Here is a 19936-nt window from a genome sequence, read left to right as displayed (position 1 = left end):
CAGCAAACCGATGCAAGCCGTCCCCCCCAGCCAGCCGGTGTCCGCCTCGCGGCGCCGGGCCCTGCGCGGCATGACGGCTGCCGTCACGGTCCCCTCCCTGGCCGCCGCCTCCCTGGTGGCCAGTGCCCGGGCCGATGCCCCCGCCCCCACCTTCAGCGACGCCGCACTCTCCGAGCTGGACGGCCTGCACCGCCAGCACCATCAGGCGCCGGGTGGCGCCCATGTACCTGAAGCGTCCAGGGGCGCCTCCGCGGAACATCCCGCCGGCCAGCGCGTCGCGCACGACGGCTGGGGCAGTGGCACCATTCCCTCCGACCACAACGACCGTCCCTTCACCTTCGGCTTCATTGGTGACACCCCCTACAACCGCCTGGACCAGCAGGGCCTCAAGCGCGTCATGGCCGGGCTGGACGATACCGAGCTTGAGTTCGTGCTGCACGTGGGTGACATCAAGAGCCGGGGCGAGCGCTGCTCCGACATCCTGCTGTCCGACCGGCTGGAGATGCTCGACCGCAGCCAGCATCCGCTGGTCTACACCCCCGGCGACAACGAATGGACCGACTGCGGCTGGATCGACCCCGACGATCCCTTCGCCCCCGGCACGCCACTGGACCGGCTGCACTGGCTGCGCACGCACGTCTATCACCACCCCGAATCCCTGGGCGCGAAGCGCATGCGTGTCGAACAGCAGCGCCAGATGATCACCCAGCTGTCGGTGAAGGATTCCAACGACCTGAACCAGCCACGCCTGCCCGAAAACATGCGCTGGCGCATCGGTTCGCTGCAGTTCTGCACCATTCACGTGGTGGGCAGCAACAATGCCATGTTCTCCACCCCGGCCATGCGCGAGGCCTGGGCGCTGCGCCAGCAGGCCAACGCCATCTGGCTGACCGAAACCGCCGTGCTGGCCAAGCGCTACGGCGCGAAGGGGCTGGTCATTGCCACCCACGCCAACATGGGCTTCGAGGCCGCCCGCAACGATGGCTGGACGGCCACCCGCCAGGCCATCGTGGCCACTGCGGCCGACTTCGGCGGTCCGGTGGCCTTCCTGCACGGCGACACCCACATCTTCCGCACCGACCGGCTGCTGCTCAAGTCCCACGGGCTGGAAAACTTCACCCGGGTGGAATGCTTCGGCTCGCCGTTCACCTGGCAGTGGGTCACCATCCGCTGGAATCCCGAGGCCGCCACCCCCATCCGCCCCGACCCGGAACGCGGCCCCGCCTTCCGCATCTACACACACCACGCGTGAGGCGCGGAAGCTGGCCCAATACGTAATACCACACCAGAGGTACGGAAGCTGGCCCGATACGCACCACGCGTGACGCAACGTATCAAACCCGCCTTTCACTTACGTTCGGTCGGGCGCGAACAACATCGGCGGCACATTCCCCTGTGGTGCGGGTGCTACCATCGACAACAGGTCACACCCATGGCGCCGGGCCTGATGGGTCTGTGCCGGATGTGATCCAGCGGCTCTGCCCGGGGGCACACGGAGCAATAACCTTGCCCACAGCCCCTGTTTTCATGAACCTTGCTGCCCAGTCAGGCAAGCTTGCATGAACCGCGTACCGGCCCTGCGCAGGCCCGGCACACGGTGGGCATGCCATGCCACCCCTCTGCCCTCTGTATCGATTTTTTCGGAGAAAAACGAACCATGCGTAAACTGATCTTCGCCGCCCCGCTGCTCGCCCTGGCCCTGGTTGCCTGCGAAAAGCAGGACCCTGCCGCCGAAGCCGCGCAGAAAGCACTGGACGACGCCAAGCAGAATGCTTCGCAGGCCGTCGACTCCGCCAAGGAAGCGGCGGGTAACGCCAAGGACGCTGCCGCCAGCAGCATGGACGCCGCCAAGGACAAGGCTGGCGCCGCCATGGATGATGCCAAGGCTGCCGCCGGTGACAAGATGGATGCCGCCAAGGACGCTGCGGCCAACGCCAAGGACGCCGCCAGTGAGAAAGTCGACGCCGCCAAGGACGCCGCAGCCAAGGCCGTCGAGGACGCCAAGGCAGCCTCCGGCAAGTGATCTGACAGGCCATCGCCGGCCAGCACAGGCGGCCGGCGGCCTGTCAGCCACAAAAAAACCCCACCTGCTCGACACGGGTGGGGTTTTTTGTGGCCAGGCGCGCCCAAAGGGTGTTTCCCTCCGGGCTGGCCCCGCCTCAGCGCAGGTTCTCGTTCAGGATGCGGATGATTTCATCGGCCACGCGGCGGTCTTCTTCCGAGCTGGGCTGCTTGCCATCGGCCAGCAGGACTTCCACCGTGGACTGGCTGCCTTCGCCCTGGATGTGCAGCTGGTAGTGCTGCCCGCTCAGATCCTTGCGCTCACCCGAGAAGATGCGCGACCAGGTGCCCTGGTTCCTGTCGCGGCGCTGCGGATCGACATAGACGATGTCATAGACGCCCTGCTCGCGGTTGCGGTCTTCGATGGAGAAGTCGAGCCGGTCGAGCACCACGCCCACGGCGCGCCAGCTGCGATCGAAATCGTCCTGCAGCTGCAGTTTCGACGGCTGGCCTTCGGCCCCGGCCACGATGCGGGCACGTGCTCCGGACTGGCCATCGGCCGCGGCGCCATCCGCCCCCTGCGCCGCTGCATCGGCACCAGCCATCGCGGCGGCACCGGCTCCGGACGCACCGACTCCCGACGCACCGGCTGCCGCACCCGCGGTACCGGCAGCCCCTGCAGAGCCCCCGGCATTCGCCCCTGCCGGAGCGCCCGACACAGCCGTGGAGGCTGCACCGCCGCGCCGGCCCAGTTCACCGTGCGCGAAGGCGGCATCCAGACGCGTCAGGATGCGCTGCAGGTATTCGGCTTCCAGTTCGTTGCGGTTGCTGTCGTTGGGTACCCAGATGGAATCTTCCTTCCGGGCGCCACGCAGCTGCTCTTCCCGGCCATAGTAGGTCAGGAAGATGTCGGTACCGCCCTGCGCGTTGCGCTCCAGGCGGGTGCGGTACTTGTCACGGTCGCCGGTGGCATACACCGTGCCGGCCTTGCGGGCCAGAATGCCACGAATGCCGCTGTTCTCGACCTTCTGGTAACGCTCGGCCCATTCGGTTTCCATCAGGCCCAGCTTCGGCTGTGCCGTTTCGAGGTTGAAGCCCTGCACCGCCCAGAAATCGAGCAGCAGCGGCCAGATCTCCTCGGGCGAGGCCTGAACCGACACCCAGCGGGTCGTCCCCTCGCGGTGAATGCGCGCGTGCTGCGACTGGGGCAAGACGCCGGCGCCGGATGCGCCCCGCTCATCGCCCTGCGCCTGGTCGCGCTGGCGGTTGAAGTCGGACAGGCTCTGGCTGTCATCGCGAGCGGGCAGCGTGTAACGGCTGTCGGCCTTCGGGGCCACCAGGTCGGGCGGCACATCCAGTGCAGGGCCACTGCGGGCTTCGCGATACTCGACATTGTCGGCGTCGAGCGCGTCGCGCACGGTGGTGCAGCCGGACAGCAGCAGCGAGGGCACCAGCAGGGCCGGCAGGGCGGCCCGCAGCGGGCGATGCAGGAAATCGGACATCAGGCGAGAACTCCGGAGGATTGCAGGGCATCGAGCACGGCCGTCTGGCCCACCGTGGTCAGCGGCGCCAGCGGCAACCGCACCACCGGCGACGCGATGCGCCCCATGCGGGCCAGCGCCCACTTGGTGGGCACCGGGTTGGGCTCCATGAACAGGCGTTCGTGCAGCGAAATGAGCGTACGGTTGATGGCCAGCGCCTTGCCGAAATCACCCGCCAGCGCGGCAGCGCACATGTCGGCCATCTGGCGCGGGGCCACGTTGGCCGTGACCGAGATGACACCGTGTGCCCCCATGGCCATCAGGGCCAGGGCGGAATCGTCGTTGCCGCTGTAGACGGCAAAGCCTTCCGGCAGCCGGGCCAGCAGCGATGCGCCCCGGCCCACGTCGCCCGTGGCGTCCTTGATGCCGATGATGTTCGGGTTGGCCGCCAGGCGCAGCACCGTGTCGTTGGAGATATCGGCCACCGTGCGGCCCGGCACGTTGTACAGGATGACGGGCAGCCCGCCCTCCTGGGCCACGGTGGTGAAATGCCGGAACATGCCCTCCTGCGAGGGCTTGTTGTAATAGGGCGCCACCTGCAGCGAGGCATCCACCCCCACCTCGAAGGCGTGACGGGTGAGTTCGATGGCCTCGCGCGTGGAGTTGGCCCCGGTACCGGCAATGACCGGCACGCGGCCCCGGCAATGCTCGGCCGCCACGCGGATGAGCTGCGCGTGCTCCTCCACGCTGACGGTGGGCGACTCGCCCGTGGTGCCCACGGCCACGATGGCACTGGTGCCCGATTCGATGTGCCAGTCGAGCAGATTGCGGTATGCGTCGAAGTCGAGCGTGCCATCCGCCTTCATCGGCGAAACGACCGCGACCAGACTGCCTTTGATCATCATGATGGCATCTCCCGATGGTGGGGTGAAGACAAAGCAGAAAGCGAAAGAAGCGCCCCGGCACACACCGCGGCGCCGCGTCACGGCACCCGGACGGTGCAGGACGGCAGCAGCCCGGGCCGGAACGCCAGGAAAACCGTGCCGCCCATTCTAGCGCAGCGACCGGCCGGCGTCGGGCGCATTGTGAAGATTGCCATCAGGGCGTGTCATGGGCTCATTCGTCCATGACACGCGTCAGCGCAGCCGCTGCGGCCGGGTGCTGCGCCAGGCCACCATGCGCTGGATGACGGCCGGGCGCGGCGCCTCCAGCATCCCCTGTTCGAATGCACAGACACGCAAGGCCGCCCGTCGGGCCGCGGCAAACAATTCGTCGGCCGCCAGCAGGTGCGCCGGACGCGACGGCCTACCATAGCGCCCGTGACCCTGCGCGAAGGTTTCGTAGATCAGGCAGCCGCCATCGGCCAGCCGCGCCAGGAGCAGATCCAGCCTCGGACGGAACAGATACCGGGTAATGACGATGACCGCAAAGCGCTCCGCGCCCCACTCCCACGCACCGGCTTCCAGATCGGTCGTGCGTGCCTCGACGCCGGGCAGCTGGTTCAGCGCAAGACAGGCCGGATCCCGGTCCACCGCCAGCACCGCATATCCGCGTTCGCTGGCCAGCCGGGTATGCCGCCCCCGGCCACAGGCAAAGTCCAGCAGCCTGCCCCGCCCGGCCATGGCCGCTGCCTCCGGCAGCCAGCGCGCCACCCATGGCGAAGGGTCGTCCGCATCCGGCCCGGCACCGGCCATCGCCCGCGCGCACCATCCGCTGCCGGGCTGCGGCCCTGCATCCATTCGTTCCGCTTCTTCGTTCATGACTGTATTTCCGCACGCGCCGGTCACGGCCGGGGCCGGCACCTCCCCGATCATGGCGCCCGCCGCCCTGCCCCCGTCTCACGGAGTATTCTGACGTGGCCACCTCTGCCCTGCCGCGATTCTATGCAAACCTGCGCACCCTGCGCCGGCGCCTGCTGCTGTTCGTGCTGCCCAGCGCGGTAGCCGTGCTCATCGTGCTGGGTGGGCGGCTCTATCCGGAGTGGATGTCGGGCTATCTCTTCTACATGGCACCGGTTGCGCTGTTTGCCCTGACCCTGTTTGCCTACGCCCTGCTCAACGCCTCCGAGGACCTGCGCGAACAGCAGCGCATCAACCGCCAGCTGGCCGAACTGCAGGCCCAGTACGGTCTGGCCGAGGGGCTGGCGCACATCGGTTCGTGGGTGTGGGACCAGAAGGCCCGGCGCATTCACATGAGTGATGGCGCCTCCGACGTGTTCGGACTGGAAAAGGCCCACGGCCCCGTCTCGCAGCAGGCCTTCTTCATCTGCGTGCACCCCGAGGACCAGAAACGCTTTCAGGAACAGCACCGTCATGCGCTGGCCAGGCACGAGCGCATCGACCTGGAATTCCGCTACGTGAAGGACGGCAGCAATGTCGTCTGGGTGCGCTGGGTGGGCACGCCCGACGTGGACGAACACGGCGACGTGGTGCGGCTGGCCGGCGTGGCGCAGGACATCAGCGAGCGCAAGCACAGCGAGGACCAGCTGGCCTCGGAACGCAACAAATACCACGCCCTGACCGAGCTGAGCGCCGACTGGGACTGGGAGCTGGGCCCGGATTTCCGCATCCGCAAGATCTCCAGCCAGATCCCCGCCGAACTGCAGGACTGGGCACGCGACATGCGCGGCCACGGCTTCTGGGACCTGACCACCATCGACATCCCCTGGGCCGGCGAGATGCAGCTGGCCCAGCAGCTGGCCAACGATGCCCGCGAGGCCCGCCGCCAGCGCGAAGGCACGGCCCCGGCCCGCAGCAAAAAGGGTGTCGCCGAAGAACCCGCCCAGATCCGGCCCGAGCACCTGCAGCAGGCACGCCAGGCCCTGCTGCAGGATGCCAATGCCGGCTGGCGCTGGCTGCAGGAAACCCTGATGCAGGGCAGGCGCATCCGCGACTTCGAATTCGGCGTACTGACCAAGAGCAACAAGCTCTTCACCCTGTCGCTGTCGGGCCAGCCGATATTCGATGAAGTCAAGGTCGAACAGGATGGCCGGACCCTCACCGAGAAACGGCTGGTCGGCTACCGCGGCGTGGGCCGTGACGTGACCCGCGAGGCCCACCAGAACCTGCTGCTGCGGCTGGAATCCGACATCGTCAAGCTCATCCAGGACAACCGCGGCCAGGATGAATCGGTGGTGCTCAAGGGGGTGATCCGGCTCGTCTGCGAAACCCTCAACTGGGTGGGCGGCATTCACATCCGCCCCGCCAGCGAAGGCTCGCGGGTGTGCATCCGGGAAAAATGGGGCATGCCGCCGGTGCAGCCCATGTTCGAGGGGCTGGGCGACGAGACCGTCCTGCTGGGCAACTCGCCCGAGGCCGTGGTGCTCGCCCAGGGGAACGAACTGTGGATGCGCAGCCTCACGGCCAGCGTGGCGGAATTCTCGTCGCGCTACCAGATGGAAAAGCTGGGCCTGAAGGCCGCCCTGCTCGCCCCCATCAAGGATGGCTCGGACGCCAAACCGCTCTCGGCCCTGCTGTTCTTCTCCGCCCAGACCTTCGAGGGCAACACCCTGGTTCGTGAGCTGGCCCACGTGCTGTCGCGCCTGCTGTCGCAGTACATCCAGCGCGAACGGCTGGAAGCCCAGCTGCGCCGTGCCTCGCAGCACGACGCCCTGACCGGCCTGCCCAACCGCAAATATCTCTCCGAAAAACTCGATGCACGCCTGGCCAAAAAAACGCCGGTGGCCGTGCTCTACATCGACCTGGACCGCTACAAGGCCATCAACGACACCCTCGGCCACCAGGCCGGTGACCAGGTGCTGGTGGAAGTGTCGCGCCGCTTCCGTGACACCATCGGCCCCGGCAACATCGCCAGCCGGGTGGGCGGTGACGAATTCATCCTGCTGCTGGACAACCAGACCGACCCGAAAAAAGTGGAAATGATCGCCCGCAAGGTGCTGGCGGCGGTGGAACGCCCCTTCATCCTGCAGGAGCGCGCCCATTTCCTGTCGGCCAGCATCGGCGTGGCACTTTCATCGCAGCACGGCAACGACGCCGCCACGCTGATCAAGTGCGCCGACGCCGCCATGTACACGGTGAAATCCGAAGGCCGCAACGACGTGCGTTTCTACAGCGCCAACCTGAAATCGGCCCGTGTCGCCCAGGTACAGCTGAGCAGCGAATTTCCGTCGGCCATCGAGCGCGGTGAGGTGGAACTGCACTACCAGCCGGTGATTTCCAGCTTCGACCTGCAGGTGGTGGGCATGGAAGGGCTGATCCGCTGGCGTCACCCCACGCAGGGTCTGCTGATGCCCGACCAGTTCCTGCCCGCAGCCGAGCAGAGCAACATGATGAAGCAACTGGCCATCTGGACCATTCGCCGTGCCCTGCAGGATCGCCAGCAGCTGGACGTGCAGCGCTACGGCAACCTGGTGGTGTCGGTGAACATCTCCCCCAACCAGATCAACGAAGAAGGTTTTCTGGCGCAACTCAAGGGCATGCTGGAAGAATTCCGCATCCGGCCCGAACTGCTGCGCCTGGAGCTGACCGAAAACACGCTGATCGAGGCATCGAGCCGCACCATCGCCCAGATGACCGTGCTGCGCAAACTGGGCGTGCAGGTGATGATCGACAACTTCGGCACCGGCTATGCCTCGCTCTCCTACCTGCGCAACCTGCCGGTCAGTGGCCTGAAGATCGACCAGGGCTTCATCCGTGGCCTGCCGGACGACAGGGGCAACTCCGCCATCATGCAGGCCATCATGACCCTGGCCGAAAAACTCAGGCTGCAGGTGATCGCCGAAGGCGTGGAAACCGCCCAGGAAATGCAGGCCCTGCGCGAACTGGGCTGCCGGATGATGCAGGGGCACTTCATCAGTGCCGCCATTCCGCCGCAGAAGGTGGCGGATTATCTGAAGAAGCGGGAGCTGACGGGGGTGGTGTAACGTCCCACATGACCGGCCAGGCATGCAATATCCGGCATTGAGGCATTTGACAGAAGCGCGTGTCCCGAAACGGATATGAATGACCTAAGCTGAAAATCCAATGCCGGAACTGGCCATGCACGTTCCGGCATTTTTCAGCCGCATTCATGCTCTTCTGTACGATGGCGCCGCGAAGGGTGCGCCACACAGGTCTCAAGGATCATTCTGCAACCAGCGTTTTCAGTGCCTCGAGCACCTGCGGCTGCTGCGCTTCGGGTACAGGCTCCAGATACGGCTGCTGTTCAGTCCATTTTTCGGGTGCCGTCTTCAGGGCGGCAATGACTGCGCCGCATGCCTTCGGGTCCCTGAATCCAAGGCTCTGCAGCAGTGGCGCCCCCTCACCCTGCTGCAGCTTGAAATAGAACTGGCCGTCCTTTTCGCGGTACTGCTTGAGAATGGGTTTGCGCACCGGTTTCCGGACGGCTTCGGCATTCCCGGACGCAGAGGCATCTCCTGCCGTCGCGCCGCCGATGGTTTGCGAGGCCGGCGTGCCGCCCGTCGCCGGTGAAGCCGTTGCAGCATCCCCGGTTCCTGCACCACCCACCACCGGCACCGCCCCCACCAGCGAACGGATGCCCACCGCGTGACGCACCGCATCCAGCAGCCGGCGCGCCTCCACCCTCGCCTTCTCCGCACCACGCAGCAGTGTTTTTTCGATGCCGGCCGGATCGGCCACCAGTGCCTCGTATCTTTCGCGCATGGGCGTGAGCACACCGTCGAGCAGCTCGAACAGCTGCTGCTTGGCATCGCCCCAGCCAATGCCCTCCTCGTAGGCACGCGCAAAGGCGGCCGTCTGCTCCGGCGTGGCAAAGGCGGCGTACAGCGTGAACAGCGCCGAACCTTCAGTGTCCTTCGGTTCGCCCGGCTGGCGCGAATCCGTCACGATGCCGGCAATGAGTTTCTGCAGCTGCGCACGCGGAATGAAGAGCGGGATGGTGTTGTTGTAGCTCTTGCTCATCTTGCGGCCATCCAGCCCCGGCAGCGTGCCCAGGCTCTCGTCCACCTGCACCTGCGGCAGCACCAGCGTCTCGCCATACAGATGGTTGAAGCGCTGCGCCACGTCACGGGCGATTTCCAGATGCTGGATCTGGTCGGCCCCCACCGGCACCCGGTTGGCACTGAAGGCCAGAATGTCGGCCGCCATCAGCACCGGATACATATACAGGCCCGCCGTCACGTCGGCATCCAGGTCCAGACCGGCCTCGCGGTTCCTGTCGTTGGCCGCCTTGTAGGCGTGCGCGCGGTTGAGCAGCCCCTTGGCCGTCACGCAGGTCAGGTACCAGCACAGCTCGGGAATTTCGGGAATATCGGACTGCCGGTAGAAGGTCACCCGCTCCGGGTCCAGCCCTGCCGCCAGCCAGCAGGCAGCGATTTCCAGTGTCGAGCGCTGGATGCGGTCGGGTTCCGGACACTTGATCAGCCCATGCAGATTGGCCAGGAAGAAAAAGCTGTCCACGCCCGGATCCCGGCTGGCCTCGATGGCCGGCCGGATGGCGCCGGCATAGTTGCCCAGATGGGGACTGCCGGTGGTGGTAATGCCGGTGAGGACGCGAGGCAGGGAGGGCTTGGTGGATGACATGGTGGTGGATGGGCCGCCGTGCGGCGCATGGGGTAAACGAAAGGCTGGCAACCGCAGCCTGCGGACCTGCCGGGATTCAAAGGCCGCTCATGCGCCATGAAGGCGGGTGCGGGCGATGTTCGCGGAACCATGATTCTATGCTGCCGGCACCGAACATGTACGGAACCGGCCTCCCGCGCCAGCCCCGCGGCCTCGCACGAACGGGGCTCCGCGCACAGGCGCCTCTGGTTGAGGTCTTTTTCATCGAATACCGGCTTGATCCGGGGCCCCGCGCGCAGGCGCCTCTGCTCATCCGTCCGGCAGCACCGCGCGGGCCGTGAACACGGCACCGGTGCTCAGCGCAGCATCGCCTCCACCGGCCCCAGCCCCACCCGCTGGATGACGGGCTCATCCCCGGTCACGTCGATGACACTGGTGGCCTCCAGCGAACCGGCCCCGCCATCGACCAGCAGATCGATGCGCTTGCCGATGCGGTCCTCGATGTCGTCCGGCTCGGACAGCGGGTTCCCGTCACCCGGCAGGATCAGCGACGCACACAGCAGCGGTGCCCCCAGCTCGGCCAGCAGCGCCAGCACGATGGGCGCGTCCGGCACCCGCAGGCCCAGCGTCTTGCGTGACGGATGCATCAGCCGGCGGGGTACCTCACGCGTGGCCGGCAGGATGAACGTGTAGGCACCCGGCGTCCACTCCTTCAGAAAGCGGAACTGGCGGTTGTCCACCTGCGCGTACTGGGAGAGTTCCGACAGGTCACGACACATCAGCGTCAGCAGGTGTCTGTCGTCGATGCCGCGCACCTGCCGCAGCCGCTCGACCGCCTGCCTGTCTTCCAGATGACAGGCCAGCACATAGCTGGCGTCGGTGGGCAGCGCCACCAGGGCGCCGGTCTGGAACTGGGCCGCCACCTGGCCGATCAGGCGCGGCTGCGGATTGACGGGGTGGATTTCGATGCGTTTCATGGGAGCCTCCTGAGACAGGGACATTCTGCAACAGTTTGGGAAACCCGGCAGCCCGGCCCCACACGGGTCTCGGGCCATGCACAGGAACGCATGCACCCGTCACACGCACTCATGCGCCAGTGCCCGCACTTCCAGCCAGTCTGTCCACACGGGTACCAGCCCCATCGGCAAGGGTGGTGCCTGCCCCACGTCGAAGCGGCTCTCGAGCGGGTCGTGAAAGTCGGAGCCGCGCGATGCCCGAATGCCCAGCCGCTTCGCCCAGCGCGCAAAGCGGGCAATCTCCTCCGGGCCATGCCCGCCGGCCACCACCTCGATGGCCTCGCCCCCGGCGGCCACGAAGTCTTCGGCCAGCGCCCAGAGACGGGTTTCGTCCAGCCGCTGGTAACGGCCCGGATGCGCCAGCACCGCCGTGCCCCCTGCGCCCCGAATCCAGCCCACGGCATCCGCCAGCGAAGCCCAGCGCTGCGGCACGAAGCCAGGCTTGCCCTCCACCAGCCAGTGGTCGAACACCTCGCGCTGGCTGCTGCAGATGCCCTGCGCCACCAGATAGCGGCCGAAGTGACTGCGGGCGATGAGGCCAGGATTGGCCGCGAAACGCAGCGCCCCTTCATAGGCACCGGACACGCCATGCCTTTCCAGCCCGGCCGCGATCTCGCGCGCCCGCATGCTGCGGCCATCACGGTTGGCTGCCAGGCCCGCCTGCAGTGCAGCGTTGGCCGGATCGATGCGCAGGCCGACGATATGAATGGTGTGCCCCGCCCAGGTGATGGAGATTTCGACGCCAGGAATGAGGACCAGCCGCCTGGATGGCATTGCGCTCGCAGGCGTCCCGCCTGTGGCTCCTGTCGCCGCGGGAAGATCATCTGATGCAGTGCGAAGATCATCATTCCCTGCGCGTGCAGAAGACACTGAAGTATCCCTGGAGGTCAAACTTCCCGCAGCCCGCACCGCCTCGGCCAGCCCGTCCAGAATGTCATGATCGGTCAGCGCCAGCACATCGACCCCATTGGCCCGGGCGCGCTGCACCAGCGCCGTCGGCGTCAGCGTGCCGTCGGAGCGGGTGGAGTGGGCATGGAGGTCGATGTTCAGCGACATTTCATGCGGTTCTGACGATTGAAGCGTGCATGGACCCATTCCCCCACGCCGGGACGAATGCGCGTCCATGACACACGCTACGCCGGACGTGGCGCAGAAGGCAGCGTTACCCGCACGAAATCTTCGGTGGCTTCGAATTCAGCGTCACGACCGCTCCACTGGCGTGTCAACGGTACGATCTTGCGCCGCACGCCCATCCCGCGCATGTCCACGAAGCGGTAGTCACGCATGATCTCTGTGATAATCGGATTGCGCGGAGAGCGCTGGCCAGCCAGCATCTTTTCCAGCGTCATCGAATTGGTCAGTGCACCGGGGCTGGTAATGGTGATACGGTCCACATAGTTGACAATCTCCACCTCCAGTGCGCGTGTCCAGTCGCGATGGATCAGGGCATTCAGGATGGCCTCGCGCAGTGCGTCCCTCGCATAGAACGCCACTGATTCCCTTCGCGTGCCGTCCGTAAGGAAATTGTTGTCGCGGGAAATGAAGGGTTTCATCCGGTCGAGCACCCTGTCCACCAGACCGTGCTCCAGCAGGCGCTTGCCCTGCCCCGGCTCACTGGACCAGAGCGGCACCAGCGGACCGTCGATTTCGGTGTCGTCCTGCGCCTGATAGTCCATGTCGGGACCCGCAAAGGACATCCAGCGTATGCCTGCCTGACGCAAACTGTGGCGCGGCCAGCGCCCGAACAGAACGAGACCGGCAATGGTGCAGACAGGTGCACTGCCATCCTGTGCCACCATCAGTCCAAGCCCCGTGAGGCGCTCCAGCCAGCCGGCTTCGCTGTCCGGCGGCGCATCGTCACCGGCATAGTTGACCAGATAATCCGACAGGCGCGCCTGATCGAGGCTGGAGAGTCGTGTCCCGGACACTGGCAGCAACTCGGCATGCAGCAGGCCACCGCTTTCGAAGAGCCGCGCCTGCTGTTCGCGGGTGGCCAGCCGGGAAGCACTGCCTACCCGTATATAAATATCTTCCCGGCCGTTATGGCGAAGGACGTAGGGTTTGGAAGTACCCTGCGTCACGGATACGATGGCCACACGCCTGCCATCCGGCATGGCCACCTCTTCATAGAAGGGCAGGATGAGCGGATGCACATGCATGCTGAACACCGTGTCCATCACCCAGTGTTCCAGATCTGGGCGCTGGATGCCGCTGATGGTACCGTCGTCTTCAACCCCCAACAGCACCCGGCCGCCCTGGAAATTGGCAAGTGCCACGATTTCCCGGGCAAGCTGCTCCGGACGCAGGTCATCGCGCTTGAACTCGACGGCGGAATTCTCGCCATTGGCTACCAGTTCGAGAATGTCTTCAGAGCGCATAAGGTAACGTCAGAAACGGGAATGGCCCAGATGTCCATGGGCCTCTTCACGACTGAAATGGAAATCTGCCGGCAGCCTTCCGCGGAACTTCTCGAAACGCCTCATCATCCCTTCGATGTCCTCCTGTTTGCGAACGGCCAGCTCGCGGGAGCCATCCACCACGATGTCGATACTGTCGCCTTCGCGCAGCTGCAGAAGCTCCACGCCCGCCGCAGGCAGCTGAACAGCCAGACTGCTTACCCACTTATTACCAACCTGCATGAAGCCTCCGGGGATATACATGTTGCCGTGTATATCCTATGTCAACTCGGAACAACAATCCAGCGCCCGGGACATCCCCATGCGCCGGCAACACAGTGCACACGCCCCCTTCATTCAACCCGCCGCAGCACCACCAGCCCACGTCTGGCGCGGGAGGAGGCCACCAGCAGCATGCAGCGGTTGGACAGACAGGGCGTTCTGCTCACGCCAGCCAACGAGCCCGGCGACGAGATACTGAAGTCCTGCCTGTCATCGACCAGAATCACCAGGTCGAACTCCAGCCCCTTGAGACGGCTGCTCATGCGACAGACGCGAATGCCCGGGTGATCGTCGCTGTTGGATGTACTGGACCGTAGGTACAGATTCGCTACGCCCGCCCGGTCAAGCGCCTTGTGCACGGTCAGGGGCTGGCGTGCAATCACACAGACACGTCGCTGAAACGAACGCTCCCATTCAACCGAACTCAGCGAGCCCGTCATGGCGACCCGGTGCTGGCGCAGGATCTGCTGGATGCAGAAGACATCCTCCTCCGGTGACGGCGAATCGATGACCAGGGGAAGCCCCCCATGCGCAACCGACCGGTAGCCCAGCAGGCTGTCGTCCAGCAGTCTTCCCTTGAATCCGGAAACAGCCAGGGCGCGAATCTCCTCCCCCTGGCGGTAGTCGACCCTCAGCACATGGCTGCGTCCGCATGCGTCGATGTCTTCACCGCCCAGCACGGCCGAAGGTTCGTAAACGCTCTGATGCAGATCACCGGCGATGAACAGGTTCCTGCTGTTCTGCAGCAGGATGCGACGGATGTGTTGCCACCTGATACTGTCGATGTCCTGCGCCTCATCGACCACCACGGCGCGAAAGCCTCCCGGGTAATGGACACCCTGCGACGGGATTGCCCGCTCGCCCTCATCCCGCCCTGGAAATTCACTGTGGACGCTGACGACCAGAATTTTTCCGAATTCGGCAGGGGAGCACAGCAGGGCCAGATCACGGCGCGTGTCCGCAGCCTGGGCGTCGTTGAGCGTGATGAACAGGACGGGCCTGCCGGGCAGCGCGCCATGATGTCGTGCCAGCCAGCGGGCACGGTGCAGCGTAACCACTGTCTTGCCCACCCTCGGCCCACCAAGGACCCTGACCGGGCCGTTCCGGTTGCCTGCGACCAGCCGGCGCTGCGCAGGATGCAGCATGATGCGCCAGGGTGCCTGCGATGCCCCCAGCAGCCTGTCGAGCACGGTGTCCGCCGTGACAACCACGAAATCCCGCCGAAGCCCTTCGCGCATGACGGCGGCATCGAAATCGTCGATATCGACCGGTGGTACCGCCGTCGGTGCCGGCATATCATGAAAACCATCTGCAGAGGAGTCACCATCCGGACCCGTGGCATCCCCTGGTGCGACACCGGTTGCATGTCCGGCTGCATCATCTGCCGCAGCACCTGCAGCCTGCTCCCGCATCTCATCTGCGGCGGCACCGGCCTCCGGAGCCAGGATATCGCGTCCATACAGCGCGATGTACGTGTCCCGCAGTGAACAGCCGGCAGCGACCATGCACAGTGCCTCGAACGCCTCGCGGGGCAGAAGTCTCTCGACGCCATCGAGGTCACTGCCGGTACAGATCGCCCGCACCTCCCGGATGAGCATCCCGGGCACACCGAGTGCCCGGACCTGCCGGTCGGAAAGCCGGCCAAGGACCGGAGGTGGCCGCAACGCATTCAGGAGATCATTCGCCCGCCTGGGCGCACAGAACCCTGATACCTCCCGCAGCACGGGCACCATCGATACCGCGTCAGCCCCATCTTCGTCTTCCACGTCATCGTAAGGGGCAGTGGCATAATGACCATAGATCAGGCCGTCGGTCGCGCGGACATTCCAGTCAATGACCCAACCATCTTCATCGCGCAGTTCCCAGATCTGAATGCTACCCAGATCCGGATGCACCGACACACGGTGAGACCATGCCCACATGTCGGCAGATTCATACTCCCCCACCCAGAGCAGATGAAAAATACGGCCCCTGACGGGCCTGAGCACGACCGCGGCAAGTGTCTCGTCGATGCGAACCTGCCAGAACGTCTCCTGGGCAGCCCGGCGGGGGCGCTCGTACCGGAAAGCCGGCGACAGCGGGTCGTGCCGGAAGCGGCCAATGAATTCACGCAGATTTCTCTGCGGCCACGGCTTCATCCGGCCGTATACCTCCAGAACTGGCGCGTGAATGACCATCTGGGGCACAGCGCTCCGCCGGCGGGACGACACCCTCGGCGGAAAACCCCAGGCTTGCGGCAAAACACCCGCGCCATGCAGCCCACGCGTCTCCATCCAGGCACTGTCGATTCCGACATGCAGCACATCCGAGCGCGTCACGACGAAGGCCGTCCGGCATGATTCGCCCAGACTGGTCCGGATCGCCGTCATCAGGCCAGCCACCGTCACCTGGCCGGGCGTGGCACAAGGGAAGGCCCGGCCCCCGGAAGATCGATCCTCCGGTAACCCGGCAGCCAGCTGCTGCAGATTGCGTACCCGGAATACCGTCCCCACCCGGAGCAGGCATTGCAGGTCCGATGGGGTGACGTCACGCAGCGGCATGCCCCGGGGAGCCATGCAGGCATGGGCTGCCAGTCCCAGCAGGCTGCCGAGCCACAGCCCGATGAAGCGGGACTGCTCCGCCCGGGGCAAACCACATCTGCGCAGCTGGCCATCCAGATGCTGGTGCAGAACATGCAGCACATGCTGCAGCAGGACATGTCTGCTGCCTATCGAGCGCATTTCCTGCAACAGTGCCTGAAAGGCCGAATGCCCGGCAAGTGCCTGCCCCAGCTGGCAACGCAGGGCGGGACGCGCCACAGGCATGTCCAGCCCGGTCTGTTCACCCGTGAGGGCACCCGGCTCAAGCCCCCATCTCTCCTCCCAGGTATCAGGGGTGCCCCCCAGCCAGAGCGGCACCTGGGCCGCCAGCCACTCCGCCGCGCTGGTGTAACTGCCCGGATCGAGCAGTGCCATGTCCTCGACCAACGGTGTGTGCCAGCACTGCTCGGGAACGCAGGACACCTCGTCGTGAACCGACAGCGCCAGCCAGGGACCGCACAAGAAGCTGCCCTGCCCGTCGCCTGAAGGACCGAAGGGTGCATCGGCTGCCGGCTCGCCGGGCGACGGCGTATCCGCCGCAGCCCGCTCAGGCGCTGCCCCATCAGGCGCCACCCCGCCGAATGCCGGCGCCTGGCATGAGGGGATTTCAAAGGCCGCAGCCTTTTCGGGAAAGGCGACCTGAAGATATTTGCTGGCTGCCTGCATGGCCTCACGGACGGCAACCAGGGGATGCAGGGCAATCAGCTCCCGTGCGAATGTCATGATCGCTGCAGCACCGCCAGATACCGCTTGGCACGGGTGGCCGCCACCAGCAGCAGGCAGCGTTCGGCCTGTTCGAAATCTTCGGTCACGCCAGCATCCTCCTCCCTGCTGAACGCGGCCGCATAGGCCGATGCGCCCCTGTAACCGGCCACGATGAACAGATCATGGTCGTCCCTGACACGACAATACCCAAGCGACGAGACCCATATCCTGTACGACATCGACCCGTATGGCTCACTGCAGCCGGAACACCTCCTCCGGCGTGTTGGCGGTGAGCACCGCCAGCGTCCAGCGCGCAAGCTGCTCCTGGCTGCCTGCTTCCACCCGGTCCAGCACCCCAGCCGCCGAGGCGCCAAACTTGGCGGTCAGCAGGCTGATCAGGGTCTGCCGCGCATTCTGGCGGCCCTCCTCGCGACCCTCGGCACGGCCTTCCTCACGGCCCTCTTCGCGGCCGATCCGGCGGCCACGGCGTTCGCCTCGACGTTCACCTCGACGTTCGCTCTTGCGCTCCAGCTCTTCCCGTACGCTCATCATGTGTGCGTCCTCCTGTGCATAGATCTCTTTGTACCGGCGCTCTTCTTCCGCGTCAAGCTGTGCATAGGCGCGGATGAACTTCTCGAAATTCAATACGTTGTCGATGTCCTTCTCCAGCCGGATCAGGTTGCGGATGGCCCTGCCGACGATGTCGACCCTGTCCAGCCCCTTGCCGGACATGGTGGTCAGCAGCACCTGCTCGACCACGTTGTCCGTATCGATGTGGTCGATGGCCTGCCAGTCTGGCAAGACCACCGACACATAGCGGAACCACATGAACCGGTCGTCATCCACCATCATATCGAGCTGCTCCGGAATGTCGCGGCCACGGTGCAGGAATACCGTGACCGGCACAATCGCATCGGTCTTGCAGAGTTCCGACAGCAGCAAATAGTAGATGGCCATCTTCTTGAGACGAAAGCGGCTGGGCACGGTCTGCTGCTCGATCATGATGATGATCGCCTTGCGCCGTCCGTCGGGCCAGCGAATCTCCAGGGGCACGTCAAGTTCATGGAAGCGCTCGCCCAGCCGGTCTGCCGGCAGCTCCTGCCGAATGGGCGTGATGACGGCGCTTTCGTCCAGCAGGGCGCCACGCTTCGGGTCGAACAGCCGGATGGCCTCGCGGGGGTACTGGATGATGAGACTCTTGAAATACTGGTCGTGACTGTGGCGCTGCCTGCGCTTTTTCCGGGCCGGGATTTTGCGCCTTTCGGCCTTTGCTGCGCCGGTGGCAGGCGAAGACGCACGGGCCTTGGGGTCGTCGCTGTCGGTCATGATGCATGCCTGTGGGGTTGAGAGGAAACGACCCGGACATTGCAGCAGGGACAGCGATGCGCGGCGAGGAAACCATCACGCCGATGACCATCCGGATTAGGCCGTGTGGCTTAGGCAAAATGGGCCGTTCAAATCTGGAAGGGCTACGGGAGGACCACCCGACACACGCCTCCCTAGGATTCCCTATACCCAACATATACGTTACATGTAAACAACATAAAATGCTTATATATACACTTATATTGATGATATGGCTATTATTCAACACGTTCTACCACTGCGAACCGGGCCATGATGACCACTTGCCAGCGGAGGGGGAGCGGAAGCGCTGCCCGGCGCAGATGAAAGGCACTCCCGCAACACACCCATTTCATTCACTAAATGAATACAAAATCTACAAAACCTCCCAAACCCATGATGTTGTCTCACAAGCCATTGGGACTGGCAATCACAATGCTTCTGACGGCCTGTGGAGGAGGAGGGAGTGGTGATTCAGAGGCGGGGAAAGCCGTTTCCAGCAGCCCAACTGCCCCTGTCGTGAGCACCCAGACCCAAAGCGCCGTTACCCCACCTCCCCCAGCAAACGCACCAGGCAACAGCGAGGCAACTCCGGATACGAGAGAAAAACCTGCGGCGCCCCCTTTGCAGCCCGCCCCAGTTCAACCGGAGGACACCTCACCCACCCAGACCGCGGAAACAGGCGCAAACCCGACCGCTGCAGAGCAAAACAACAAGGGTTCAGAGACAACAGCAACAGAGGACCCAGACAAGAACGGCACAACCACACAGCCAGAACAGCAAGTACTGCTACGCGATGGCCAGCTGAGCGGCCAGGCGATCATGACCATGCTGGAATCCAAGGCACCTGTCTATACGATATGGGTTCCGCAGCGCGCACCTATCTTTCGTCCGCGACCGAACCAGATGTTTGCAGTCAGCGCCCGCAGTGGTGAAATCCTTCCCTATCCTGAATATGAAAAATATCCAGGGATCATGGCATACTCAGCGATCACCCCGGACAACTATGTACAGATCAGTCCAAGCGGCGTCTATCACGGGACCAGTTCGCGCTACCAGCCTGCCAAGGGTGACTTCGAGCTAAACGTGAGCACCCAAGTGACCAATGTCTTTTGTATCAGCTGCAATTCGACCCAGCTCTTCATCAATATGACCATGACGGTGAAGGGACACGCAGGAGAGAATGACTTCACCCTCGATGAAGAGATGAAAATCAAGACGAGCCGTGGCTGGCCGATGGAAGACGAGTCAGATAAATGGAACACGTACAACCGGGAGTTCACCCTGGTATCCACGCAGGCACAGACCTTTTCCCGAACAGCCTATTTTCCTGCCAACCTGCCCATTCAGACATGGCGTGCCGGCGCGGGGACTGCAAAACTCTTCTGGCGCCCAGGTCCCAACACGCGTGACGTAGACCTGTGCTGGGACATCATGAGCGACTTCAATGTAAACCGGTTGACCTGCACCACCTGGACGTTGCAGGAAGACTGGAAATACGGCCTACGGTTCAGCGGAGGCGGCATGTACATGGAAGATGACCGCAGCGCCCTGTACAACGGAGAGACTGGCAAGCACCTATATCGGGTCGACCCAACGAGTATCGACTTGCTACACGGTTAACGCAAGATCCGGTTCCATTCGATGCCCCTG

General features: G+C 64.7%; 15 protein-coding genes. 4 read left to right on the top strand and 11 right to left on the bottom strand.

Annotation, left to right across the window (positions count from 1 at the left end; translation table 11 throughout):
* The first annotated feature begins 10 nt into the window (after nucleotides 1-10).
* Together EHV23_RS03770 and EHV23_RS03765 are read left to right on the top strand one after the other, a co-directional pair.
* On the top strand, nucleotides 11-1252 hold the full coding sequence (locus tag EHV23_RS03770; RefSeq protein WP_125094780.1) for a metallophosphoesterase family protein: 1242 nt from the start codon (nucleotides 11-13) through the stop codon (nucleotides 1250-1252).
* 405 nt (nucleotides 1253-1657) lie between these two features.
* Nucleotides 1658-2023, top strand: a complete 366-nt coding sequence (locus EHV23_RS03765) for a hypothetical protein (protein ID WP_125094779.1) — start codon at nucleotides 1658-1660, stop codon at nucleotides 2021-2023.
* Nucleotides 2024-2159: 136 nt separating this feature from the next.
* On the opposite strand, the gene bamC is transcribed toward EHV23_RS03765, so the two are convergent.
* The 3 genes from bamC to EHV23_RS03750 all read right to left on the bottom strand — a co-directional run bounded on the left by bamC (nucleotide 2160) and on the right by EHV23_RS03750 (nucleotide 5242).
* Nucleotides 2160-3503, bottom strand: coding sequence for an outer membrane protein assembly factor BamC (gene bamC, locus EHV23_RS03760; RefSeq protein ID WP_125094778.1), 1344 nt, complete (start codon nucleotides 3501-3503; stop codon nucleotides 2160-2162).
* Nucleotides 3503-4384, bottom strand: a complete 882-nt coding sequence (dapA, locus tag EHV23_RS03755) for a 4-hydroxy-tetrahydrodipicolinate synthase (RefSeq protein ID WP_125095496.1) — start codon at nucleotides 4382-4384, stop codon at nucleotides 3503-3505. Before dapA ends, bamC begins: the two co-directional genes overlap by 1 nt.
* Nucleotides 4385-4618: 234 nt before the next feature.
* Nucleotides 4619-5242 (bottom strand): class I SAM-dependent methyltransferase, encoded by a 624-nt coding sequence (locus EHV23_RS03750; RefSeq protein WP_238990259.1) that lies wholly within the window; start codon nucleotides 5240-5242, stop codon nucleotides 4619-4621.
* Between the two features lie 95 nt (nucleotides 5243-5337).
* On the opposite strand from EHV23_RS03750, the gene EHV23_RS03745 reads away from it, so the two are divergent.
* A complete protein-coding gene (locus EHV23_RS03745) occupies nucleotides 5338-8364 on the top strand; it encodes a sensor domain-containing protein (RefSeq protein WP_125094777.1) in 3027 nt (1008 codons plus the stop codon).
* 199 nt (nucleotides 8365-8563) lie between these two features.
* On the opposite strand, the gene EHV23_RS03740 is transcribed toward EHV23_RS03745, so the two are convergent.
* The 8 genes from EHV23_RS03740 to EHV23_RS03710 form a co-directional block, all read right to left on the bottom strand.
* Nucleotides 8564-9982, bottom strand: a complete 1419-nt coding sequence (locus EHV23_RS03740) for a tryptophan--tRNA ligase (RefSeq protein WP_125094776.1) — start codon at nucleotides 9980-9982, stop codon at nucleotides 8564-8566.
* A gap of 335 nt (nucleotides 9983-10317) precedes the next feature.
* Nucleotides 10318-10938 carry an L-threonylcarbamoyladenylate synthase gene (locus tag EHV23_RS03735; protein WP_125094775.1) on the bottom strand — a complete coding sequence of 207 codons (621 nt, stop codon included), beginning with the start codon at nucleotides 10936-10938 and terminating at the stop codon, nucleotides 10318-10320.
* A gap of 99 nt (nucleotides 10939-11037) precedes the next feature.
* Nucleotides 11038-12033 carry a PHP domain-containing protein gene (locus tag EHV23_RS03730; RefSeq protein WP_125094774.1) on the bottom strand — a complete coding sequence of 332 codons (996 nt, stop codon included), beginning with the start codon at nucleotides 12031-12033 and terminating at the stop codon, nucleotides 11038-11040.
* A gap of 77 nt (nucleotides 12034-12110) precedes the next feature.
* Nucleotides 12111-13355, bottom strand: a complete 1245-nt coding sequence (locus EHV23_RS03725) for an RNA-binding domain-containing protein (RefSeq protein WP_125094773.1) — start codon at nucleotides 13353-13355, stop codon at nucleotides 12111-12113.
* A 9-nt stretch (nucleotides 13356-13364) separates the two neighbouring features.
* Nucleotides 13365-13637, bottom strand: a complete 273-nt coding sequence (locus EHV23_RS03720) for an AbrB/MazE/SpoVT family DNA-binding domain-containing protein (protein WP_238990258.1) — start codon at nucleotides 13635-13637, stop codon at nucleotides 13365-13367.
* 89 nt (nucleotides 13638-13726) lie between these two features.
* Nucleotides 13727-16957: a UvrD-helicase domain-containing protein gene (locus EHV23_RS03715; protein WP_125094771.1), complete on the bottom strand. Its 3231-nt coding sequence runs from the start codon at nucleotides 16955-16957 to the stop codon at nucleotides 13727-13729.
* The gene (locus EHV23_RS15175; RefSeq protein WP_158615822.1) at nucleotides 16954-17109 is read right to left on the bottom strand and encodes a hypothetical protein; all 156 of its coding nucleotides are present in this window, start codon (nucleotides 17107-17109) and stop codon (nucleotides 16954-16956) included. Before EHV23_RS15175 ends, EHV23_RS03715 begins: the two co-directional genes overlap by 4 nt.
* Nucleotides 17110-17191: 82 nt before the next feature.
* A complete protein-coding gene (locus tag EHV23_RS03710) occupies nucleotides 17192-18265 on the bottom strand; it encodes an RpnC/YadD family protein (RefSeq protein ID WP_125094770.1) in 1074 nt (357 codons plus the stop codon).
* A gap of 381 nt (nucleotides 18266-18646) precedes the next feature.
* On the opposite strand from EHV23_RS03710, the gene EHV23_RS03705 reads away from it, so the two are divergent.
* Nucleotides 18647-19906, top strand: coding sequence for a hypothetical protein (locus tag EHV23_RS03705; RefSeq protein WP_125094769.1), 1260 nt, complete (start codon nucleotides 18647-18649; stop codon nucleotides 19904-19906).
* Nucleotides 19907-19936 lie beyond the last annotated feature (30 nt).

This window comes from Lautropia dentalis (genome assembly GCF_003892345.1).
Lineage (GTDB): Bacteria > Pseudomonadota > Gammaproteobacteria > Burkholderiales > Burkholderiaceae_E > Lautropia > Lautropia dentalis.
Note: the sequence above shows the minus strand (reverse complement) of the source record. Positions and strands in the feature narration are given on the sequence as shown.

Bases quoted from the DNA above. Each gene is read 5' to 3' on its own strand.
- EHV23_RS03770 (WP_125094780.1), top strand. From the start codon at position 11: ATGCAAGCCGTCCCCCCCAGCCAGCCGGTGTCCGCCTCGCGGCGCCGG.
- EHV23_RS03765 (WP_125094779.1), top strand. From the start codon at position 1,658: ATGCGTAAACTGATCTTCGCCGCCCCGCTGCTCGCCCTGGCCCTGGTT.
- bamC (WP_125094778.1), bottom strand. From the start codon at position 3,503: ATGTCCGATTTCCTGCATCGCCCGCTGCGGGCCGCCCTGCCGGCCCTG.
- dapA (WP_125095496.1), bottom strand. From the start codon at position 4,384: ATGATCAAAGGCAGTCTGGTCGCGGTCGTTTCGCCGATGAAGGCGGAT.
- EHV23_RS03750 (WP_238990259.1), bottom strand. From the start codon at position 5,242: ATGAACGAAGAAGCGGAACGAATGGATGCAGGGCCGCAGCCCGGCAGC.
- EHV23_RS03740 (WP_125094776.1), bottom strand. From the start codon at position 9,982: ATGTCATCCACCAAGCCCTCCCTGCCTCGCGTCCTCACCGGCATTACC.
- EHV23_RS03735 (WP_125094775.1), bottom strand. From the start codon at position 10,938: ATGAAACGCATCGAAATCCACCCCGTCAATCCGCAGCCGCGCCTGATC.
- EHV23_RS03730 (WP_125094774.1), bottom strand. From the start codon at position 12,033: ATGTCGCTGAACATCGACCTCCATGCCCACTCCACCCGCTCCGACGGC.
- EHV23_RS03725 (WP_125094773.1), bottom strand. From the start codon at position 13,355: ATGCGCTCTGAAGACATTCTCGAACTGGTAGCCAATGGCGAGAATTCC.
- EHV23_RS03720 (WP_238990258.1), bottom strand. From the start codon at position 13,637: ATGTATATCCCCGGAGGCTTCATGCAGGTTGGTAATAAGTGGGTAAGC.
- EHV23_RS03715 (WP_125094771.1), bottom strand. From the start codon at position 16,957: ATGACATTCGCACGGGAGCTGATTGCCCTGCATCCCCTGGTTGCCGTC.
- EHV23_RS03710 (WP_125094770.1), bottom strand. From the start codon at position 18,265: ATGACCGACAGCGACGACCCCAAGGCCCGTGCGTCTTCGCCTGCCACC.
- EHV23_RS03705 (WP_125094769.1), top strand. From the start codon at position 18,647: ATGAATACAAAATCTACAAAACCTCCCAAACCCATGATGTTGTCTCAC.